General features: G+C 41.9%; 13 protein-coding genes. 7 read left to right on the top strand and 6 right to left on the bottom strand.

All coding sequences use genetic code 11. The features are described from left to right. Positions 1 to 130 precede the first annotated feature (130 nt). The 4 genes from QL886_RS04165 to QL886_RS04180 all read right to left on the bottom strand — a co-directional run bounded on the left by QL886_RS04165 (position 131) and on the right by QL886_RS04180 (position 5,121). Positions 131 to 844 (bottom strand): cytochrome c1, encoded by a 714-nt coding sequence (locus tag QL886_RS04165; RefSeq protein WP_290177728.1) that lies wholly within the window; start codon positions 842 to 844, stop codon positions 131 to 133. Further along, on the bottom strand, positions 844 to 2,049 hold the full coding sequence (locus QL886_RS04170; RefSeq protein ID WP_191115374.1) for a cytochrome bc complex cytochrome b subunit: 1,206 nt from the start codon (positions 2,047 to 2,049) through the stop codon (positions 844 to 846). Before QL886_RS04170 ends, QL886_RS04165 begins: the two co-directional genes overlap by 1 nt. Positions 2,050 to 2,071: 22 nt before the next feature. Continuing rightward, positions 2,072 to 2,656, bottom strand: coding sequence for a ubiquinol-cytochrome c reductase iron-sulfur subunit (gene petA, locus QL886_RS04175; RefSeq protein WP_057759305.1), 585 nt, complete (start codon positions 2,654 to 2,656; stop codon positions 2,072 to 2,074). Between the two features lie 521 nt (positions 2,657 to 3,177). Beyond that, positions 3,178 to 5,121 (bottom strand): ATP-binding cassette domain-containing protein, encoded by a 1,944-nt coding sequence (locus QL886_RS04180; RefSeq protein ID WP_290177729.1) that lies wholly within the window; start codon positions 5,119 to 5,121, stop codon positions 3,178 to 3,180. A 240-nt stretch (positions 5,122 to 5,361) separates the two neighbouring features. On the opposite strand from QL886_RS04180, the gene QL886_RS04185 reads away from it, so the two are divergent. The 3 genes from QL886_RS04185 (at position 5,362) to QL886_RS04195 (ending at position 8,762) form a co-directional block, all read left to right on the top strand. After that, entirely contained in the window at positions 5,362 to 5,619 is a 258-nt protein-coding gene (locus tag QL886_RS04185) for a SlyX family protein (protein ID WP_102091271.1), read from the top strand. Between the two features lie 219 nt (positions 5,620 to 5,838). Beyond that, positions 5,839 to 7,050: an outer membrane protein transport protein gene (locus tag QL886_RS04190; RefSeq protein WP_290177730.1), complete on the top strand. Its 1,212-nt coding sequence runs from the start codon at positions 5,839 to 5,841 to the stop codon at positions 7,048 to 7,050. 383 nt (positions 7,051 to 7,433) lie between these two features. Then, positions 7,434 to 8,762, top strand: coding sequence for an outer membrane protein transport protein (locus QL886_RS04195; RefSeq protein WP_290177731.1), 1,329 nt, complete (start codon positions 7,434 to 7,436; stop codon positions 8,760 to 8,762). Positions 8,763 to 9,321: 559 nt separating this feature from the next. On the opposite strand, the gene putP is transcribed toward QL886_RS04195, so the two are convergent. Next, positions 9,322 to 10,821 carry a sodium/proline symporter PutP gene (gene putP, locus QL886_RS04200; protein WP_160020915.1) on the bottom strand — a complete coding sequence of 500 codons (1,500 nt, stop codon included), beginning with the start codon at positions 10,819 to 10,821 and terminating at the stop codon, positions 9,322 to 9,324. A 457-nt stretch (positions 10,822 to 11,278) separates the two neighbouring features. After that, positions 11,279 to 12,151 carry a LysR family transcriptional regulator gene (locus QL886_RS04205; protein ID WP_058023799.1) on the bottom strand — a complete coding sequence of 291 codons (873 nt, stop codon included), beginning with the start codon at positions 12,149 to 12,151 and terminating at the stop codon, positions 11,279 to 11,281. 474 nt (positions 12,152 to 12,625) lie between these two features. Between QL886_RS04205 and leuC the strand changes: the two genes are divergently transcribed. The 4 genes from leuC (at position 12,626) to leuB (ending at position 16,838) form a co-directional block, all read left to right on the top strand. Next, a complete protein-coding gene (leuC, locus tag QL886_RS04210) occupies positions 12,626 to 14,044 on the top strand; it encodes a 3-isopropylmalate dehydratase large subunit (protein WP_186474764.1) in 1,419 nt (472 codons plus the stop codon). 141 nt (positions 14,045 to 14,185) lie between these two features. After that, positions 14,186 to 14,836 (top strand): 3-isopropylmalate dehydratase small subunit, encoded by a 651-nt coding sequence (gene leuD, locus QL886_RS04215; protein ID WP_290177732.1) that lies wholly within the window; start codon positions 14,186 to 14,188, stop codon positions 14,834 to 14,836. A 139-nt stretch (positions 14,837 to 14,975) separates the two neighbouring features. Continuing rightward, on the top strand, positions 14,976 to 15,695 hold the full coding sequence (locus QL886_RS04220; RefSeq protein ID WP_290177733.1) for a hypothetical protein: 720 nt from the start codon (positions 14,976 to 14,978) through the stop codon (positions 15,693 to 15,695). A 39-nt stretch (positions 15,696 to 15,734) separates the two neighbouring features. Then, a complete protein-coding gene (gene leuB / locus QL886_RS04225; protein WP_290177734.1) occupies positions 15,735 to 16,838 on the top strand; it encodes a 3-isopropylmalate dehydrogenase in 1,104 nt (367 codons plus the stop codon). Positions 16,839 to 17,119 lie beyond the last annotated feature (281 nt).

The raw sequence follows: 17,119 nt of genomic DNA on the forward strand, positions 1-17,119 counted from the left end.
GTACGTAAACATTAGCCCTGAGCGACTTATTTCTCAGCTTATTTAGTACTTAAGCTCTATACTAAGGCATAAAAAAGCACTACCGAAGTAGTGCCTTTTTTATTTCTAAAAACTATCTGCTGACTATGACTTATTTAACATCTTTCCAGAACTCTTTATTTAATAAGTAAACTGGTATGAGCAGTACTAATAAGAATAGAATGACGAAGAAACCAATTACTTGACGGTCGTGACGAGCAGGTTCACCCATCCACGCCATAAAGTTAACCAAGTCACCAACTTCAGATTCAAACTCTTCTTGGCTCAACTCTTCTTGCATATTATGCAATACGTGAGGCATCGCTGCATTGGCCAGTACTAAGTTGTTTGCACCCCAAGGACGGCTTGGATCTTCATAGAACGATAGTAGGTAAGTATATACCCAGTCGTCGCCACGTAGACGTGTCTCAAGTGATAGATCAGGCGGCGCTGCGCCAAACCAAGATGCTTGAATCTCAGGATCTATCTCAGCAGTGATGTGGTCACCGATTTGATCGGTAGTAACCATTAGGTACTTTTCGACTAACTCAGGCGGTATCTCTAAATCTTGTGCAATACGAGAATGACGAACATATTTGGCTGAGTGACACCCAGCACAGTAGTTCATAAAGATTTTTGCACCGTTTTGTAGTGAGCCCTTATTGGTAAAATCAATAGGAGCAGTACTACAAGCCAAATGCTCTTCAACGCCTTCAGCATTAGTAAACGTGCCGCAACCACTGCCTTCAGCCATTGCTGTACCAGCAGTCAACGTCAATGCCGCGCCTAAGCCTAGACCAACTAGGGATTTAATTAGCGTGTTCATTAGTGACCTCCGGTAACGCGTTCTGGTGGCTGTTTGCACTTCTCAATGGCAGTGTAGAATGGCATCAGCAAGAAGAACAAGAAATATAGAATCGTAAATATACGAGCCATCAAGGTCGCTGTTGGAGTCGTTGGGGTTGCACCCAAGTAGCCTAGTACGACAAAGCTAATCGCAAATACTGTTAAAGCAATCTTAGACAATATGCCTTTATAGCGTATAGAACGTACTGGTGACCTATCCAGCCATGGTATCAAGAATAGTACGGCAATTGCAGCACCCATCGCGACGACACCGCCAAGCTTATCAGGAACCGCACGTAAGATAGCGTAGAACGGTGTGTAGTACCAGACTGGTGCAATATGTGCTGGTGTTTTCAGTGAGTTCGCTGTCTCAAAGTTTGGTGGCTCAAGGAAGAAACCGCCGCCTTCTGGGAAGAAGAATACCACTGCAAAGAAACAGATAAAGAACACTACGATACCAACCATGTCATGCACAGTGTAGTACGGATGGAATTCGATACCGTCTAATGGTACACCATTTTTATCTTTTAGCTTTTTGATGTCGATGCCATCAGGGTTGTTCGAACCCACATGGTGCAACGCCACAATATGCATAAATACTAGGCCCACGAGTACTAATGGAATAGCAACAACGTGTAGAGCAAAGAAACGATTTAGAGTAATACCAGAGATGATATAGTCACCACGTACCCATTCAGCAAGGCCATCACCAATAACAGGTAACGCCGCAGGTAAGTTCAAGATAACCTGAGCACCCCAGAATGACATGTTGCCCCAAGGTAGTAAGTATCCAAAGAAACCTTCTGCCATAAGTGCTAGGTAGATACCCATACCGATGAGCCAAATAAGCTCACGAGGTTTTTGGTATGAACCGTATAGCAAGGCTCTAAACATATGCAGGTATACAACGACGAAAAACGCAGATGCGCCGGTTGAGTGCATATAGCGAATGAGCCAACCACCTTTTACGTCACGCATGATATATTCAACAGACGCAAATGCCCCTTCGGCACTTGGGTTGTACATCATCGTAAGCCATATACCAGTCACCAATTGGTTGACCAGTACGATCATTGATAGCACGCCAAAGAAGTACCAAAAGTTAAAGTTCTTTGGTGCGTAGTACTTTGACATATGGTATTCATAGGTTTCGGTCGCTGGAAAACGCGCGTCCACCCAATGCATTAACTTTTTACCCATACTCATATTAAGCCTCCCCAACCGTCAAGATGGTACCATCCATACCATATTCTGGAACGGGTAAATTAAGTGGTGCAGGAACGCCGCTATATACGCGACCTGCTAAGTCATATTTTGACCCGTGACACGGACAGAAAAATCCGCCGTACCAATCATTACCACCTAAATCCACCGCGCCCACATCAGGACGGTAGTTTGGTGCACAGCCCAAATGTGTGCAAACGCCTTCGACCACCAATACGGTTGGATCTAAAGAGCGAGTAGGATTTTTGCAATATTCAGGTTGTAGAGACGCATCAGACTCAGGATCGGATAATAGAGGTTTGACTGACTCTAATCCTGCAACCATGTCTTCGGTGCGCTTAACCACATAAATAGGTTTACCACGGTATTTGACGACGATCATTTGTCCATCTTCGATAGAACCAATATCTTGGGTCACTGCAGCCCCTGCAGCCTCAGCTTTAGCGCTTGGGTACCAAGAACGGACAAAAGGTGTCGCCACGGCAGCTACCCCAGCTGCACCAATCGCGGCAGTTGAGGCAATAAGAACTCTACGGCGTTGTACATTAACGCCTTCGGCTTGGCTCATTAATACTTCCTCCAGGTGAATGAAATGGGATTATCCCACACTGGGTTTGTGGCTTAGAAAATATACAATATCAAGCCACTTTAGCTGTGCCTAATTTTGCTAATTGTTGCTATTCTAAGCTATTTCGGTGATAAAATAAATTATTGCGTTAAAAATAAAGCAACCTCAATAGGACATATTAGAAGGTTGAATATGACAATCAAACCAAAACAGTTGGATTATCAACGTTTAACGCTAAGTTTGCTTTAACAAGGATTATGATGTGATGACCTTATAAATAATAAGGATTTTCAGCAATAGCGAATGATACTTGAAATTAAGGTAATGTTCACTAACTTTCACCATCTCACTACTGGATAAAACGTCATAAAACGAATATCACCACTCTATATAATAAAATGGTGATGCTTTCAGAATAATTAATAATGCTTTATCAGACTATCAGAAACTTGTTTATCGAAATACACAATGCAAAGTACATATGCGATATTCTAATAAATGTGGCTAGAGAAGTGCCATTATTAGCCTTCAAGCTCGCTCCAACGCTCAAGCTTACTCATCATTTCATCTTCGATTGTCAATAAACGCTCACTTGCGGCTGTCGCTGCATCAAAGTCGGTATTAAACCAAGAGCCATCAGCCAATTTTTCTTGTAGTTGAGTTTGTTCGGCTTCGAGTGCGGCGATTTCTTTTGGTAAGTTATCCAATTCACGCTGCTCATTATAATTCAGCTTTTTGGCTGCTTTTTTAGGCTTGGTATCTGCGCCAGACTTATTTGTCGCTTTATTACTAGCCGCATTGTTGGCAGGTGCTTTGGCAGCACGTGATGCTTCTTCACGGTTCTTTTGTACGAGGTACTCTTGATAACCACCTACATACTCATTGACCACTCCTTTGCCGTCTTCATCTTCGCCAAACACCCACGTAGAGGTAACGACATTGTCCATGAATGAACGATCATGACTGATCAGCAAAATCGTACCACCAAAGCTGGCGACTGATTCTTCTAACAACTCAAGTGTTGCCATGTCCAAATCGTTGGTCGGCTCATCGAGTACCAAAATATTGGCAGGTTTCAATAACTGCTTGGCCAGTAGTACTCGGTTACGCTCACCACCAGACAGTGCTTTGACAGGTGTACGTGCGCGCTCTGGTGCAAATAAGAAATCTTGCAAGTAGCTCATGATATGTGTTTTGCGACCGCCAACTTCTACAAAGTCAGAACCTTCCGAAACGTTTTGCGCAACGCTTGCTTCAAGATCCAATTGATCACGCAGCTGATCGAAGAATGCGATTTTCAGATTAGTACCTAATTCGACACTACCAGACTTGGTGACTTCATCATCAGACATATCGAGTAGGGCTTTAATAAGCGTAGTTTTACCAGCACCGTTAGGGCCGACAATACCAATCTTATCGCCACGCATAATAGTGGTCGTAAAATCATCTACCAAGACATTGCCATCATACTCAAGATGTAAGTTTTTAACTTTACAGACAAGCTTACCGCTTTTCTCGCCTTGGCCCATGGTGATGTTTACATTGCCCACTTGCTCACGGCGATCGCTACGCTCTTCACGTAAGGCTTTTAGTTCACGTACACGGCCCTCATTACGGGTGCGACGTGCTTTGATACCTTGGCGAATCCAAACTTCTTCTTGTGCCAGTTTTTTATCAAAGTTGGCATTGTTCTTTTCTTCAGCCTGTAACTGTAGCTCTTTTAGCTCTTGATAGCGCGCGTAACCACCTTCACCTTGTGTTACGTCATAACTGGTCAATTGGCCACGGTCAAGCTCAATAATGCGAGTCGAAAGTTTATTGACGAATGCTCTATCATGAGTCACGAACAACAACGTCAAGCCTTGCCAGTCAAGCAAAAAGCGCTCTAACCATTCAATACTTTCAACATCTAAATGGTTGGTTGGCTCATCTAGGAGTAGTACATCAGGCTTGGTAACTAGCGCACGAGCAAGTAACACGCGGCGTTTACGACCACCAGATAGGGATGATAAGTCGTCTTCTGGATTAAGGCCCATGGTCGTAATCAGACGCATGGCATCGCGTTCTAAGTCCCAGCCATGTACCGCATCGATATCATGTTGTAGGGTCGCCATGTGCTCACAGGCATCCATATCGCCATTCGCACACATATCGACTTGCTTATTATAGTTAATGAGCAAATCAGCCGTGCGACGACTACCACCCATAACGATGTCTAATATGCGACCACTGGTCTCGGGAACGTCTTGCTCTAGCATCGCTACACGCATACTACTGTTGGTAATAATCTCGCCACTGTCAGGCTGCAATGAGCCATTGATCAGTTTAAACAAAGTAGATTTACCTTCGCCGTTGCGGCCAATCAAGCACACACGCTCGCCTGTATTGATAGAAAAATCAATACCATCAAGAACAGGCGCGACGCCAAAGGCTAAGTGAATGTCTTTTAAATGAATCAGTGCCATAGAGTATCTTAAGCTTATATAATAGTGAGGTAGGGGTTGTTGCAAAATTGCCTGCAGTATAACATGCCACCGCATCACTGTAGTGGGAGTAAATAGTTTTATCAGTACTATTTATTGCTTTTACTAATGGATGCTATTTAACGACTATTATTATAGATTTATCTCTAATCTACAGTACTCCTTGAACCCCTTAATAATCCATTCTTTCACTTTAATACTTACTATGATCTAGAGAAAAATATGAACCAATCTAAAACTACAACCGATACTTCTACAGTGCAAGATGATCTGCAAGCCCAAGTAATCGATTTGCAAATGAGCCTCGCGCACCTTGAAGTTACCGTCGAACGACTGGATGACGTAATCACGCGACAAGACAAAGATATTCATACGCTGCAACGTCAACTACAGCTGATTTATAAACAGATTGAGGGTCAAGATACGGAAAGTGGCATTGCACCATTCGATGTAATGGCAGACAGACCGCCACATTATTGATAAGTAAGATTTGGAAAGAAAATCTTTTAATAACGGAAAATATATACGTATTTTTATATATAGATACTGTTTAATGACTATGTGGTCATAATATGGGAATAATGTGTTTTTGTAGTTGTTTTAGTGTTAAAAAATCTTTACTATCTTCCACCTCGGATACTGATTACCTATTAATACTGGGTAAAACAGTAAAACAATGCGGATGTTTGGAGATATAAAATGCGCCACACCTTTCATTTAAAAACTCTTGCAGTAGCTATTGCTACTCTTTCTGTTGCTAGCGTCGCTAGTGCTGCTGGCCTTGATCGCTCAGGCCAAGATATCACCGCATTCCTACAAGACGGCACTTATGCAGAAGCTGTCTACACTTATATCGATGCTGACGTTACCGGTAAAGATACCTCAGGTAATAAGATCGATGACATCGCAGAGTCTTATGACTTTTTCCGTTATGGCGTAAAAACAGATATCAACGATACATTCAGTGTTGGTATTTTATATGACGAGCCTTTCGGTGCAGCAGCTGATTATAGTGGTGATAATAACTTTGTAGATGCAAGCGGTGAAGGTACTAATGTAGAAGTACGCACTGAAAGCATTACAGCTATCGTAGGTGCTAAGTTTGGTGAAAATAAAAACTTTCAAGTATACGGCGGTCCAGTGGCCCAACGTGTACAAGCTGATGTAAAGTTACGTGGTACCGCTTATAGTGCTGCTAACGGCTATACGACACATATTAGCCCAGATCAAGATTACGGTTACATTGCAGGCGTAGCTTATAGTAAGCCTGAAATCGCGTTGAAAGCTGCCTTGACATATCGCTCAGAAATTGAACACAACGCACAATCATCTGAAATCTATCCTATTGTAGGTACTGGCGCTATACCAGCTCCCATCGAATCTGCATTAGGTCTTTCAGCACAGAGAAATGATAGTATTGAAATCACTACGCCTAAATCAGTTAACTTTGATTTTCAAACTGGTATCAACCCTACAACCCTAGCAACTGCCAAAGTACGCTGGGTACCATGGAGTGATTTTGCTATCGTACCATCACTATATAATGATGTTAGCAAGGTTTCGACTCGGGATGATAAGGGATTAGCGTTAGTTAGCTATGATGACGACCAATGGCAAGTAGAGCTAGGGTTGGCCAAGCGTGTCGCGCCAGCACTTGCTGTCAGTGGTACTGTTGGTTGGGACAGTGGTGCAGGCAACCCTGTCACTTCGTTAGGTCCTATCGAAGGCTATTATAGCGCTGGTCTTGGTGCGAAATATAATGTGACCGAGAACTGGGCAGTATCTGCTGGTGGTAAATACTTATGGTTCGGTGATGCCAAAGGTCAAATCCCAACTAAGACGATCGTTAGTGATTTCGAAAGTAACGATGGTTTTGTATTAGGTGTAAAGGTATCTTACCAAGCTCAGTAATTCACAACTTAGCTATATAGCAAATTTTTTAAATGTTATTGATAAAAAAGCGACCCTTCAAGAGTCGCTTTTTTTTGTGAACGATTTCTTAATAAAAATATATTTAGAAAGTTTTAAGAAAAGTAAATAGTTGCTTGCTATTAATAAGTATTATATCGAAAATCATAATAGAGGCGAGAAGTAAACGTCAACTTTCTATATATATCTTATTTGTACTGTTCAGTCATAATTGAGAAATAAAGCACTTTAATTGTTGTTTTAGTGTCAAAAAGGCATTAGTATTCAACTTAGGACACGACTTTGATACTCTCAATGTTAAGCGCAGCAATGCTATATATTGATTATTAAAGTAGTAATACAACAAGGACCGTTGGAGATATACAATGCGCACTACCTTTCACTTGAAAACCCTTGCAGTAGCGATCGCTACTCTCTCTATCGCTAGCATGACTAATGCTGCTGGTCTTGATCGTTCAGGTCAGGATGTCACCGCCTTTTTTCAAGACGGTACTTACGCTGAAGCCGTTTATACCTATATTGATGCCGATGTAAGTGGTTACGATAGTGCTAATGTTAACCCTGCTCAAAATGCTTACGAACGTGGTAATAAAACGGGTGATATTGCTGAAGCTTATGACTTTTTCCGTTATGGTGTAAAAACTGATATTAACGATACATTTAGTATTGGCCTGCTATATGATGAGCCTTTCGGTGCTGCGGCTGAATATACTCAAAGCAATTTTGTCGCTAACGATGACGGTATAGTGGCTAATGCTACTACTTTAGGCGGTCAAGGTGTAGATGGACTAACAGCGGGAGGCATAGCCACAGCACAAGACTTTACAGCGGGTGAAAATACCAATGTGGAGGTTCGTAGTCAAAGCCTAACAGGTATTCTTGGTATGAAATTTGGCGCTAATAAAAATTTCCAAATTTATGGTGGTCCAGTTGCACAGCGCATTGAATCTACAACGAAGCTACGTGGTCTTGCTTACGGTCCAGCCACTGGCTATACGTCAAACAGCAATCCTGATATGGACTATGGTTATATAGCAGGTATTGCCTACAGTAAGCCTGAAATCGCATTAAAAGCTGCATTGACATATCGTTCCGAAATTGATCATAGTATAGAAATATCTGAAACTTATCCTATAGCAGCTATTCTAGGAGGCGCTTCTACTCCAGAACAAATAGCAGCTGGAGGAACTCAAGTTAGTAATTATGAAATTACTACGCCTAAATCGGTCAATTTTGATTTCCAAACAGGTATCAATCCTACGACATTAGCAACAGCAAAAGTACGCTGGGTACCGTGGAGTGACTTTGTAATCACCCCACCACTATATAATGAAGTTAGTAAAAGAAATTATGGTCCTGATGGTCTAAACTTAGTTGAGTACGAAGATGATCAGTGGCAAGTAGAGCTAGGCTTAGCTAAGCGTGTTGCACCCGCACTTGCTATTAGCGGAACAGTTGGTTGGGACAGTGGTGCCGGTGATCCAACGACATCGTTAGGTCCTGTCGATGGTTACTATAGTGTGGGTCTTGGTGCTAAGTATAACGTGACTGAAAACTGGGCAGTGTCAGCTGGTGGTAAATATTTATGGTTCGGTGATGCTCAAGGTCGATTACCAACAGGTAAAATTGTTGGTGACTTCCAAGACAATGATGGCTATATCGCTGGTGTAAAACTTTCTTATCAAGGTAAATAGCCTCTTTATATAACTGCTGAACAATAAAAAAGCGACCTATCATAGGTCGCTTTTTTGTGGGTTTTCTATTACCTATTTGACTGTAAGTTCTCAAATATAGATAGAACAGCAAATATAATCTTTATAGTATTAATTCATATAGCACGACTACATTTTATTTGCCTAGTTTAGCTTAGTGTCCATATACAGCAAATACCCTTGCATTTAAGAACCTATACGCACTCGTACCTTACCGAATGAGTTGTTAATAACGTAGCATACTTGAGGTACACAAGGAAAAGATCTAAATAGATAATCAAATGTGATATTAAGAAAAGAAGTATTGTTGATAAAGGCTTACTTCGTAAAAGTGAGCAGCAGTTGGACTGCCAAATAGGCTAGGACAATCTGGCTTAGTATATCCATCACAGAGCTATCCATACTACTGTCTCATTGATCATAAGTTCTCATGGTTTGATACTGTAGTAGATTGCATATATTAAATCGTTACTTATAAAAAAACCTCGTCACTATTGGCGAGGTTTTTTTTATAGCAATAGGCTTAAGACATTACGTAAACTTATTTGTTTAAGTTCAGCTCCATCTCTTTGTACTTAGCAGAAACTGAAGGTCTTGGGCCACCAGTCATGATACTAACGGCAAAGATAGCGATAGTACTTAAGATAAAGCCTGGAACGATAGCATATAACCAGCTATTTAGTGCCATACCATCTACTTGGAAAGGACCATAAATCCATAGGATAACAGTCAACGCACCAACAACCATACCGGCAACAGCACCATTACGGTTCATACCACGCCATGTAAGGCTGAAGATAACCAATGGACCAAACGCAGCACCAAATCCTGCCCATGCGTTAGAAACTAGGTTCAATACTGAGCTATCTGGGTTAGACGCTAGCATAATGGCAACGATAGCAACGATAATAACTGAGATACGACCAACCAATACCTGGCGAGCTTCTGGAGCATCTTTATCAAAGAATAGTTTGTATACATCTTTGGTTAAAGAGCTTGATACAACCAATAGCTGTGATGAGATAGTACTCATAATTGCTGCTAAAATAGCTGCCAATAGGAAGCCTGAAACCAATGGATGGAACAAGAACTGAGTGAATACTAAGAAGATAGTCTCAGGATCATCCAGCGTCATCGCAGTTTTTTGTACGTAGGCACGACCAGCAAAACCAGTCATTAGTGAACCAATAAGACTCACAACCATCCAGCTCATACCGATATTACGTGCAGTCGGTACATCTCTCACTGAACGAATCGCCATAAAACGTACGATAATATGCGGTTGGCCAAAGTAACCTAAACCCCATGCCATTAACGAAATAATACCAATGACACTCATACCGCTAGTAACGTCTAAAAGGGTAGGGTCGATATTTCTAACCGCTTCTGTCGTAGCTGAAATACCACCAAGATCAGTAAAGGCAACGACAGGTACGATTACCATGGCAAACAGCATGATAACGCCCTGTACGAAATCGGTCATAGATACCGCTAAGAAACCACCGAATAACGTATAAGCCACAACCACACCAGCAGTAACCCATAGGCCAGTGCTATATGAGAGGTTAAGTGAGCTTTCGAAGAGTTTACCACCACCTACAAGACTTGCAGCGGTATATACAGTAAAGAATAGAATGATGACCACTGCTGAAATGACGCGTAGCATATGCGACTTGTCTTCAAAGCGGTTGGCAAAATAATCAGGTAGGGTGATAGCGTTGTCAGCCACTTCGGTATAAACACGAAGGCGAGGTGCTACGATGAGATAGTTTAGTAATGCACCTAATGTCAAACCTAGCGCAATCCAAATACTGACCACACCATCGGCAAACATATAACCAGGTAAGCCAAGTAGTAACCAACCTGACATATCTGATGCACCTGCAGAAAGTGCGGTTACTGCTGGGCCTAAGTTACGACCCCCTAACATATAGCCTTCAGTATCATTGGCTTGCTTAAAATAAGCGTAAACACCAATCCCAATCATCACTAAGAAATAGGCGCCGAGTGATATCAGCACGCCACTAGAAACTCCGTTCATATAAATTGTCCTTAACCAACATGGTTGGCTGTAATTATTTTTTAACTATAAAAGTTTTGTCCTGCAAGGCGATGTTCAAAACAATATTTAAAGACAAAAAAAGCCATTAATTGAGACATAATGGCTTTTTTCAGTATCTTCTGTAGTTTTATATGATTGATATTGTTCTATGGCTAGCACTCATATAGAGATAGAGAACAACGGGAACATCGCATTCCACTTATCTATTGTTATTGCTCGCATCTGCTATTTATATATGAGTATTAGCAACCTACATCATCAATCTAAACCATTAAACCTACTGTTAACCATCATATCTTACTAGAAGTATTCAATATATGACTATCAGTGTCCTTGTGGTAAATTTTTGTTATAAAAGCAACGTCAAGCGTATTATAACGCATGAGAGTCACAAATGCGAATAGCTTAATTCTTAGACTGTTATAGTGAGCTCTTTTTATTCAATAGGCGCAAGTAAGTCTAGTAGGGCGGTCACGCTGCTAGATTGAGTTAATTTTGGATTGATAACCACACCTAAATAGCGTTGTAATTCAATGTTGTCGGCCATATCGATACGTTCCAAGTCTTGACTGACCATAGTTTGCGGAAGTACTGACCAACCCAGTCCAACAGAAACCAGCATCCTAATGGATTCAAGCGGATTGGTACTCATCGTGGCATAAGGTTTTAGGTTATGTTTGGCAAACTCAGCCAAAGTAATCTGACTGGTAAAGGTATTAGCAGAAGGTAAAATAGCAGGATAGCGTGCTAACTGCTCTAAAGTGACATTAGACTTGGTTGCCAAAGGTGACAAAGTACCCGTCATAAAATAAAGTGGATCTGACCAAAGCGTGTGATAGGTCAGGCGTTTATCGTATACAGGAGGTAGCGTGACAAATGCTAACGATAAATCACCATCTAATACGGCTTTATGTGCTTTTTCTGAATCGACAAAATGAACTTCTAACTGAACAGCGGGATAAGTCTGAATAAAATGCTTAAGCACGGGTGCTAGATGATGCAAACCAATATGATGGCTCGTGCCGATCACAAGTTTGCCAGAGACGATATGCTGAGAATGCTGCAAGTTAATCTTGAAGTTCTCATAATCTTCCAACCAACGTTTTGCATGCGGCAGCATCTCACTGGCCGCCTGCGTGGGTACAATCCCGCGGCCTACAGTATCAAATAAAGTAATGTTAAACTCATCTTCTAAGTTTTTGATGCGCTTACTGACGGCAGGCTGAGTGATGAACAGCTTTTCTGCGGCACCTGAAATACTGCCAGTGTGCATAACGGTAACGAATGTCGTCAAGTTTGTGGTGTTCAAACGGATTTCCTTAGCTACTTTGTGAGCTATAAATAAAAGTGGGCTGAGCCAATTATAACGTATTAGAAATAAAAGTTTGCATCTGGTTAAAAATCATCAATTATTATTATAGGATTTGCCTGCTATAATCACAAGACATCAAGGCGTATTGTCACATATTTATTCTTTTAAGTTGATTATTTGCAGTCTCAAGCGTGTTTTCAGGCACTAATTACAGTCATAAGTCTAAAATTACTAATGAATAATATTTATACTACACAAAATATAGCAATTCTAGAATATATATTTCAATATCATTGATTAAGTAGAAATTATTGCAAAGTGATGCTTTCACACAAATCATAAAGAGCTATCATGCGGTTAAATATAACATTATAGATAAATCTAATGGTTAATTGAACAAACAGAACCTTAGCTTACCAATAGGTGAGCAAGCGAAAATCAAGTCAGTAGTAATTAATAAAGGATAGCATCATGGCCGGTCAAACTTTATATGACAAACTTTGGAATGCTCACGAAGTCACCAAGCGTGACGACGGTTCGAGCTTAATTTATATCGATCGCCATCTGTTGCATGAAGTGACGAGTCCACAAGCGTTTGAAGGATTGGAGCTTGCCAATAGAGCACCATGGCGTCTGTCTGCCAATATCGCCAGTCCTGACCACAATGTGCCAACAGTCACCAAAGAGCGCTCAGCAGGTGTCCCTGGTATTAAAGACAAGGTATCACGTCTGCAGGTTGTCACATTGGACGAGAACTGCACCAAATTTGATATCGCAGAATTTACAATCAACGATGCGCGTCAAGGCATTTTGCATGTCGTTGGTCCTGAGCAAGGTCTTGTATTGCCAGGTATGACCGTTGTTTGCGGTGATTCGCACACAGCGACACATGGTGCACTTGGTTGCTTGGCACATGGTATCGGCACTTCTGAAGTTGAGCACGTATTGGCAACGCAGTGCTTGATTCAAAAGAAATCAAAAAACATGCAAATCCGCGTCACTGGTCAACTTGGTGCGGGCGTGACCTCAAAAGACGTCGTGCTGGCTATTATTGCAAAAATTGGCACGGCAGGTGGCACAGGACATGCGATTGAATTTGCAGGTCAGGTGTTTGAAGACATGAGTATGGAAGGTCGTATGACCGTCTGTAACATGGCAATTGAGGCTGGTGCTCGCGTAGGTATGGTGGCTGTTGATGATACGACGATAGATTATGTCAAAGGTCGTCCGTACGCGCCAAACGAGTCACAGTGGCCACAAGCTGAAGCCTACTGGCGTACATTGTATTCAGATGATGACGCAGTATTTGATACAGTGGTTGAGATCGATGGTAGCCAAATAGCACCGCAAGTATCTTGGGGTACTTCGCCTGAGATGGTCGTTGATATCACCCAATCGGTACCAACACCTGACCAAGCCATTGATGAAGCGCAAGAAGAGGGTTGGTTACGCGCTTATACCTATATGGGCTTAGAAGCTGGCCAGAAAATCACGGACATTCAGCTTGATCGTATATTTATTGGCTCATGTACCAATTCGCGTATCGAAGATTTGCGGGACGCTGCGGCAGTTATCAAAGGACGCAAAGTGGCTGATAATATCAAAGAAGCCATCGTTGTTGCAGGCTCTGGACAAGTAAAACTACAAGCAGAGGCTGAAGGTTTAGATGCTTTGTTTACCGAAGCAGGTTTTGAATGGCGCGAGCCGGGTTGTTCTATGTGTCTTGCCATGAATGCTGACAAACTTGAGCCGCAAGAGCATTGTGCATCGACCTCTAATCGTAACTTTGAAGGTCGTCAGGGCAATGGTGGTCGTACGCATCTGGTCAGTCCAGCGATGGCTGCTGCAGCAGCGTTGGCAGGTCATTTTGTAGACGTTCGTACGTTTTAAGACTAATAATAAGTAGCTGACATCATGCTTATATCAACGATAAATATATGAGCATGGTGTCAAAACGGTAAAAATTTATTTACTGTTTAATACGCTTATCAAGATCATCAGCCAGCAAAAATATAATTGATAGGAAATTTTATGCAAGCTTATAACTCCCAAACTGGTATCGTTTGCCCACTTGATCGTGCAAACGTCGATACCGATCAAATTATCGCAAAACAGTTTTTGAAGTCTATTAAACGTACAGGCTTTGGCGTGAATTTATTTGATGATTGGCGCTATCTTGATGAAGGATATCCGGGTCAAGACAATAGCACACGCGTTATCAATCCAGACTTTGTATTGAATAAACCCCGCTATCAAGGCGCTACTATATTGCTAGCACGCAGAAACTTTGGCTGCGGCTCTAGTCGTGAGCATGCACCTTGGGCGCTTTCTGAGTATGGATTTCGTACGGTTATCGCACCAAGTTTTGCTGATATTTTTTACAATAACTGCTTTAAAAATGGCATGTTACCGATTGTATTAGATGAAGCGATTGTGGATACCTTAATGAAGGCGACTGTTGCCAATGAAGGCTATGAGCTGACGGCAGATCTTGAGCGTCAGGTAGTCATCACGCCAACAGGTGAAGAATATGCTTTTGAGGTCGATGCTTTTCGCAAACATTGCTTGTTAAATGGATTAGATGATATTGGTTTAACCTTGCAGCAAAGCGATGCTATCAAAAACTATGAGCATAAAATGATGCAAAAAACGCCGTGGATCTTTAACGACGTACGCGCTTAGGTAAGGACTTTATGATCCACTGCTCACAAAACTGCTGGCCAGTCGCAACGCAGCGTTGAGTTATGGCGGTGAACTGGCTAAAATGAAGGGTAGTTTTTACCATACTTTATTATCTCTCTTATGAATAGTAGCCGCCATTATGAATAAAAAACGTTATGCTCTATCGACAAGTACGATTGTTGCTGCAAGCTTATTTTTGTCAGGCTGCCAGCTATTGACGGGCTATCAAAAAATAGATGAGGCAGAAAGTGCGAAAGCGTGGGTAGGTAAGATTCAACCCGTTGCTGGCGAAGTGAACATCGCGTGCGTGGGTACTTATCACTGTGAAATCGTGCAAATAGATAAGACACTGGTTGTGTCTCCTGACAATCATGAGCCAGTTAATCCTCAGATTGTAGCGTCTTTACCAAGTTATAAAGGCGCTGCAACGCCCCAAATGAGCATAGAGATGACACCGCTCATGAGTAAAAACTCTATAAAGATAGTGCCATTAGCCGCATCTAGTATGCCAGGGTTGACCAACTATTATGCACGGGTGATGCCTGCAAAACGTGAAGTCCATGTCAATTTTTATCCAGAGAATAACATGGGATACGTTGAGCGTTTTGCGATGATTCATGATTTTGCGGACGCAGGTACTTATCAGCTGCGCGCTTATCAAAAGAAAAGCAGTGAAAAATCTGGCAGTTTATTGGATACAGCGTCGCCTGAGCCTCTATGTATTGATCTATTACAAGGTAATAAGGTGCAGCGCCGATTCTGTAAGCAATTAGGGTCTGAGCACCAAGGTGAGTTTGTAGAGACAGGCATGGTCAAAGCAGTGACGTCAGCATCTAAACCTAAAACAACCACAGCGTAATAAAAATTAATTGATAAAAATATATCCAAAAGGATTAGTATGGCAACGATTTTAACATTAGCGGGCGATGGTATTGGCCCTGAAATCATGACTCAAGCCATCGACGTGCTCAAGGCCGTCAATGAGAAGTTTTCACTTGATTTGACATTAGAGTCTGGATTGATCGGTGGTGTGGCTATTGATGCCACAGGTGAGCCTTTACCTGATGAAACGTTAGCGCGTGCACGTGCAGCAGATGCTGTATTATTAGGCGCTGTCGGCGGCCCTAAATGGGATGCGATTGAGCGTAGTAAGCGCCCTGAGCGCGGTCTGCTTAAAATCCGTGGTGAGCTGGGTTTGTTTGCCAATTTACGTGTGGCAAAGCTTTATCCGCAGCTAGCCAATGCGTCAAGTATCAAGCCTGAAATTATATCTGGTTTAGATTTGCTGATTGTTCGCGAACTGACGGGTGGTATTTATTTTGGTGAGCCACGTGGTATTCGCACACTAGAAAATGGTGAGCAGCAAGGCTATAACACGATGGTGTATAGTACCAGTGAGATTCAGCGTATCGGTAAAGTTGCTTTTGAGTTAGCAAAAACCCGCGCCCAAGCCGCAGGTACAGCGGCCAAAGTATGTTCAGTAGACAAAGCCAACGTTTTAGAAGTGACTGAGCTTTGGAAGCAAACAATGATTCAGATGCAGCAAGCAGAGTATAGCGATGTGGCGTTATCGCACATGTATGCTGACAATGCTTGTATGCAGTTGATTAAAGATCCTAAGCAGTTTGATGTCATGGTAACGGGCAATATGTTTGGTGATATCTTATCTGATGAAGCGGCAATGTTGACTGGTTCTATTGGTATGTTGCCATCAGCGAGCTTAGATGAGTCAGGTAAGGGTATGTACGAGCCGTGTCATGGTTCAGCGCCTGACATCGCAGGACAAGATAAAGCCAATCCATTAGCGACTATCTTATCTGTTGCTATGATGCTGCGTTATACCTTTAAGCAAGAAGATGCGGCACAAGCAATTGAGCAGGCAGTTAGTGATGTGCTTGATGATGGTCTACGTACGTTAGATATTTTAGATAGCAGCGAAGCTGGACTTAAGCAAGTAGGTTGTAAGGAAATGGGTCAAGCGGTCTTGGCTAAACTGATATAAGTTAACTTGCGTTTAAAGGCTATTCCTATATAGCATTTTCCACAGTCTCAGTTTACGTGTTATATACCCATAAGCTACTAAGTGGCTTATGGGTTTTTTATCGTTTATCTGTTAGCAAAGCTTATCTACAAGCATTGTATTAACAGAGACGCTGTACAACAAAGCTCCTTTTAACACAAAGCTGTTATATGCTCACAAGGTAATATGACAATATTAATAGCTTATAAAGGAGCTAAAATATTTTGCTTTTAGCAGAAATATAAGAGTAAGCGCAAGATTAA

The organism is Psychrobacter sp. APC 3281 (assembly GCF_030407815.1).
Taxonomy (GTDB): domain Bacteria; phylum Pseudomonadota; class Gammaproteobacteria; order Pseudomonadales; family Moraxellaceae; genus Psychrobacter.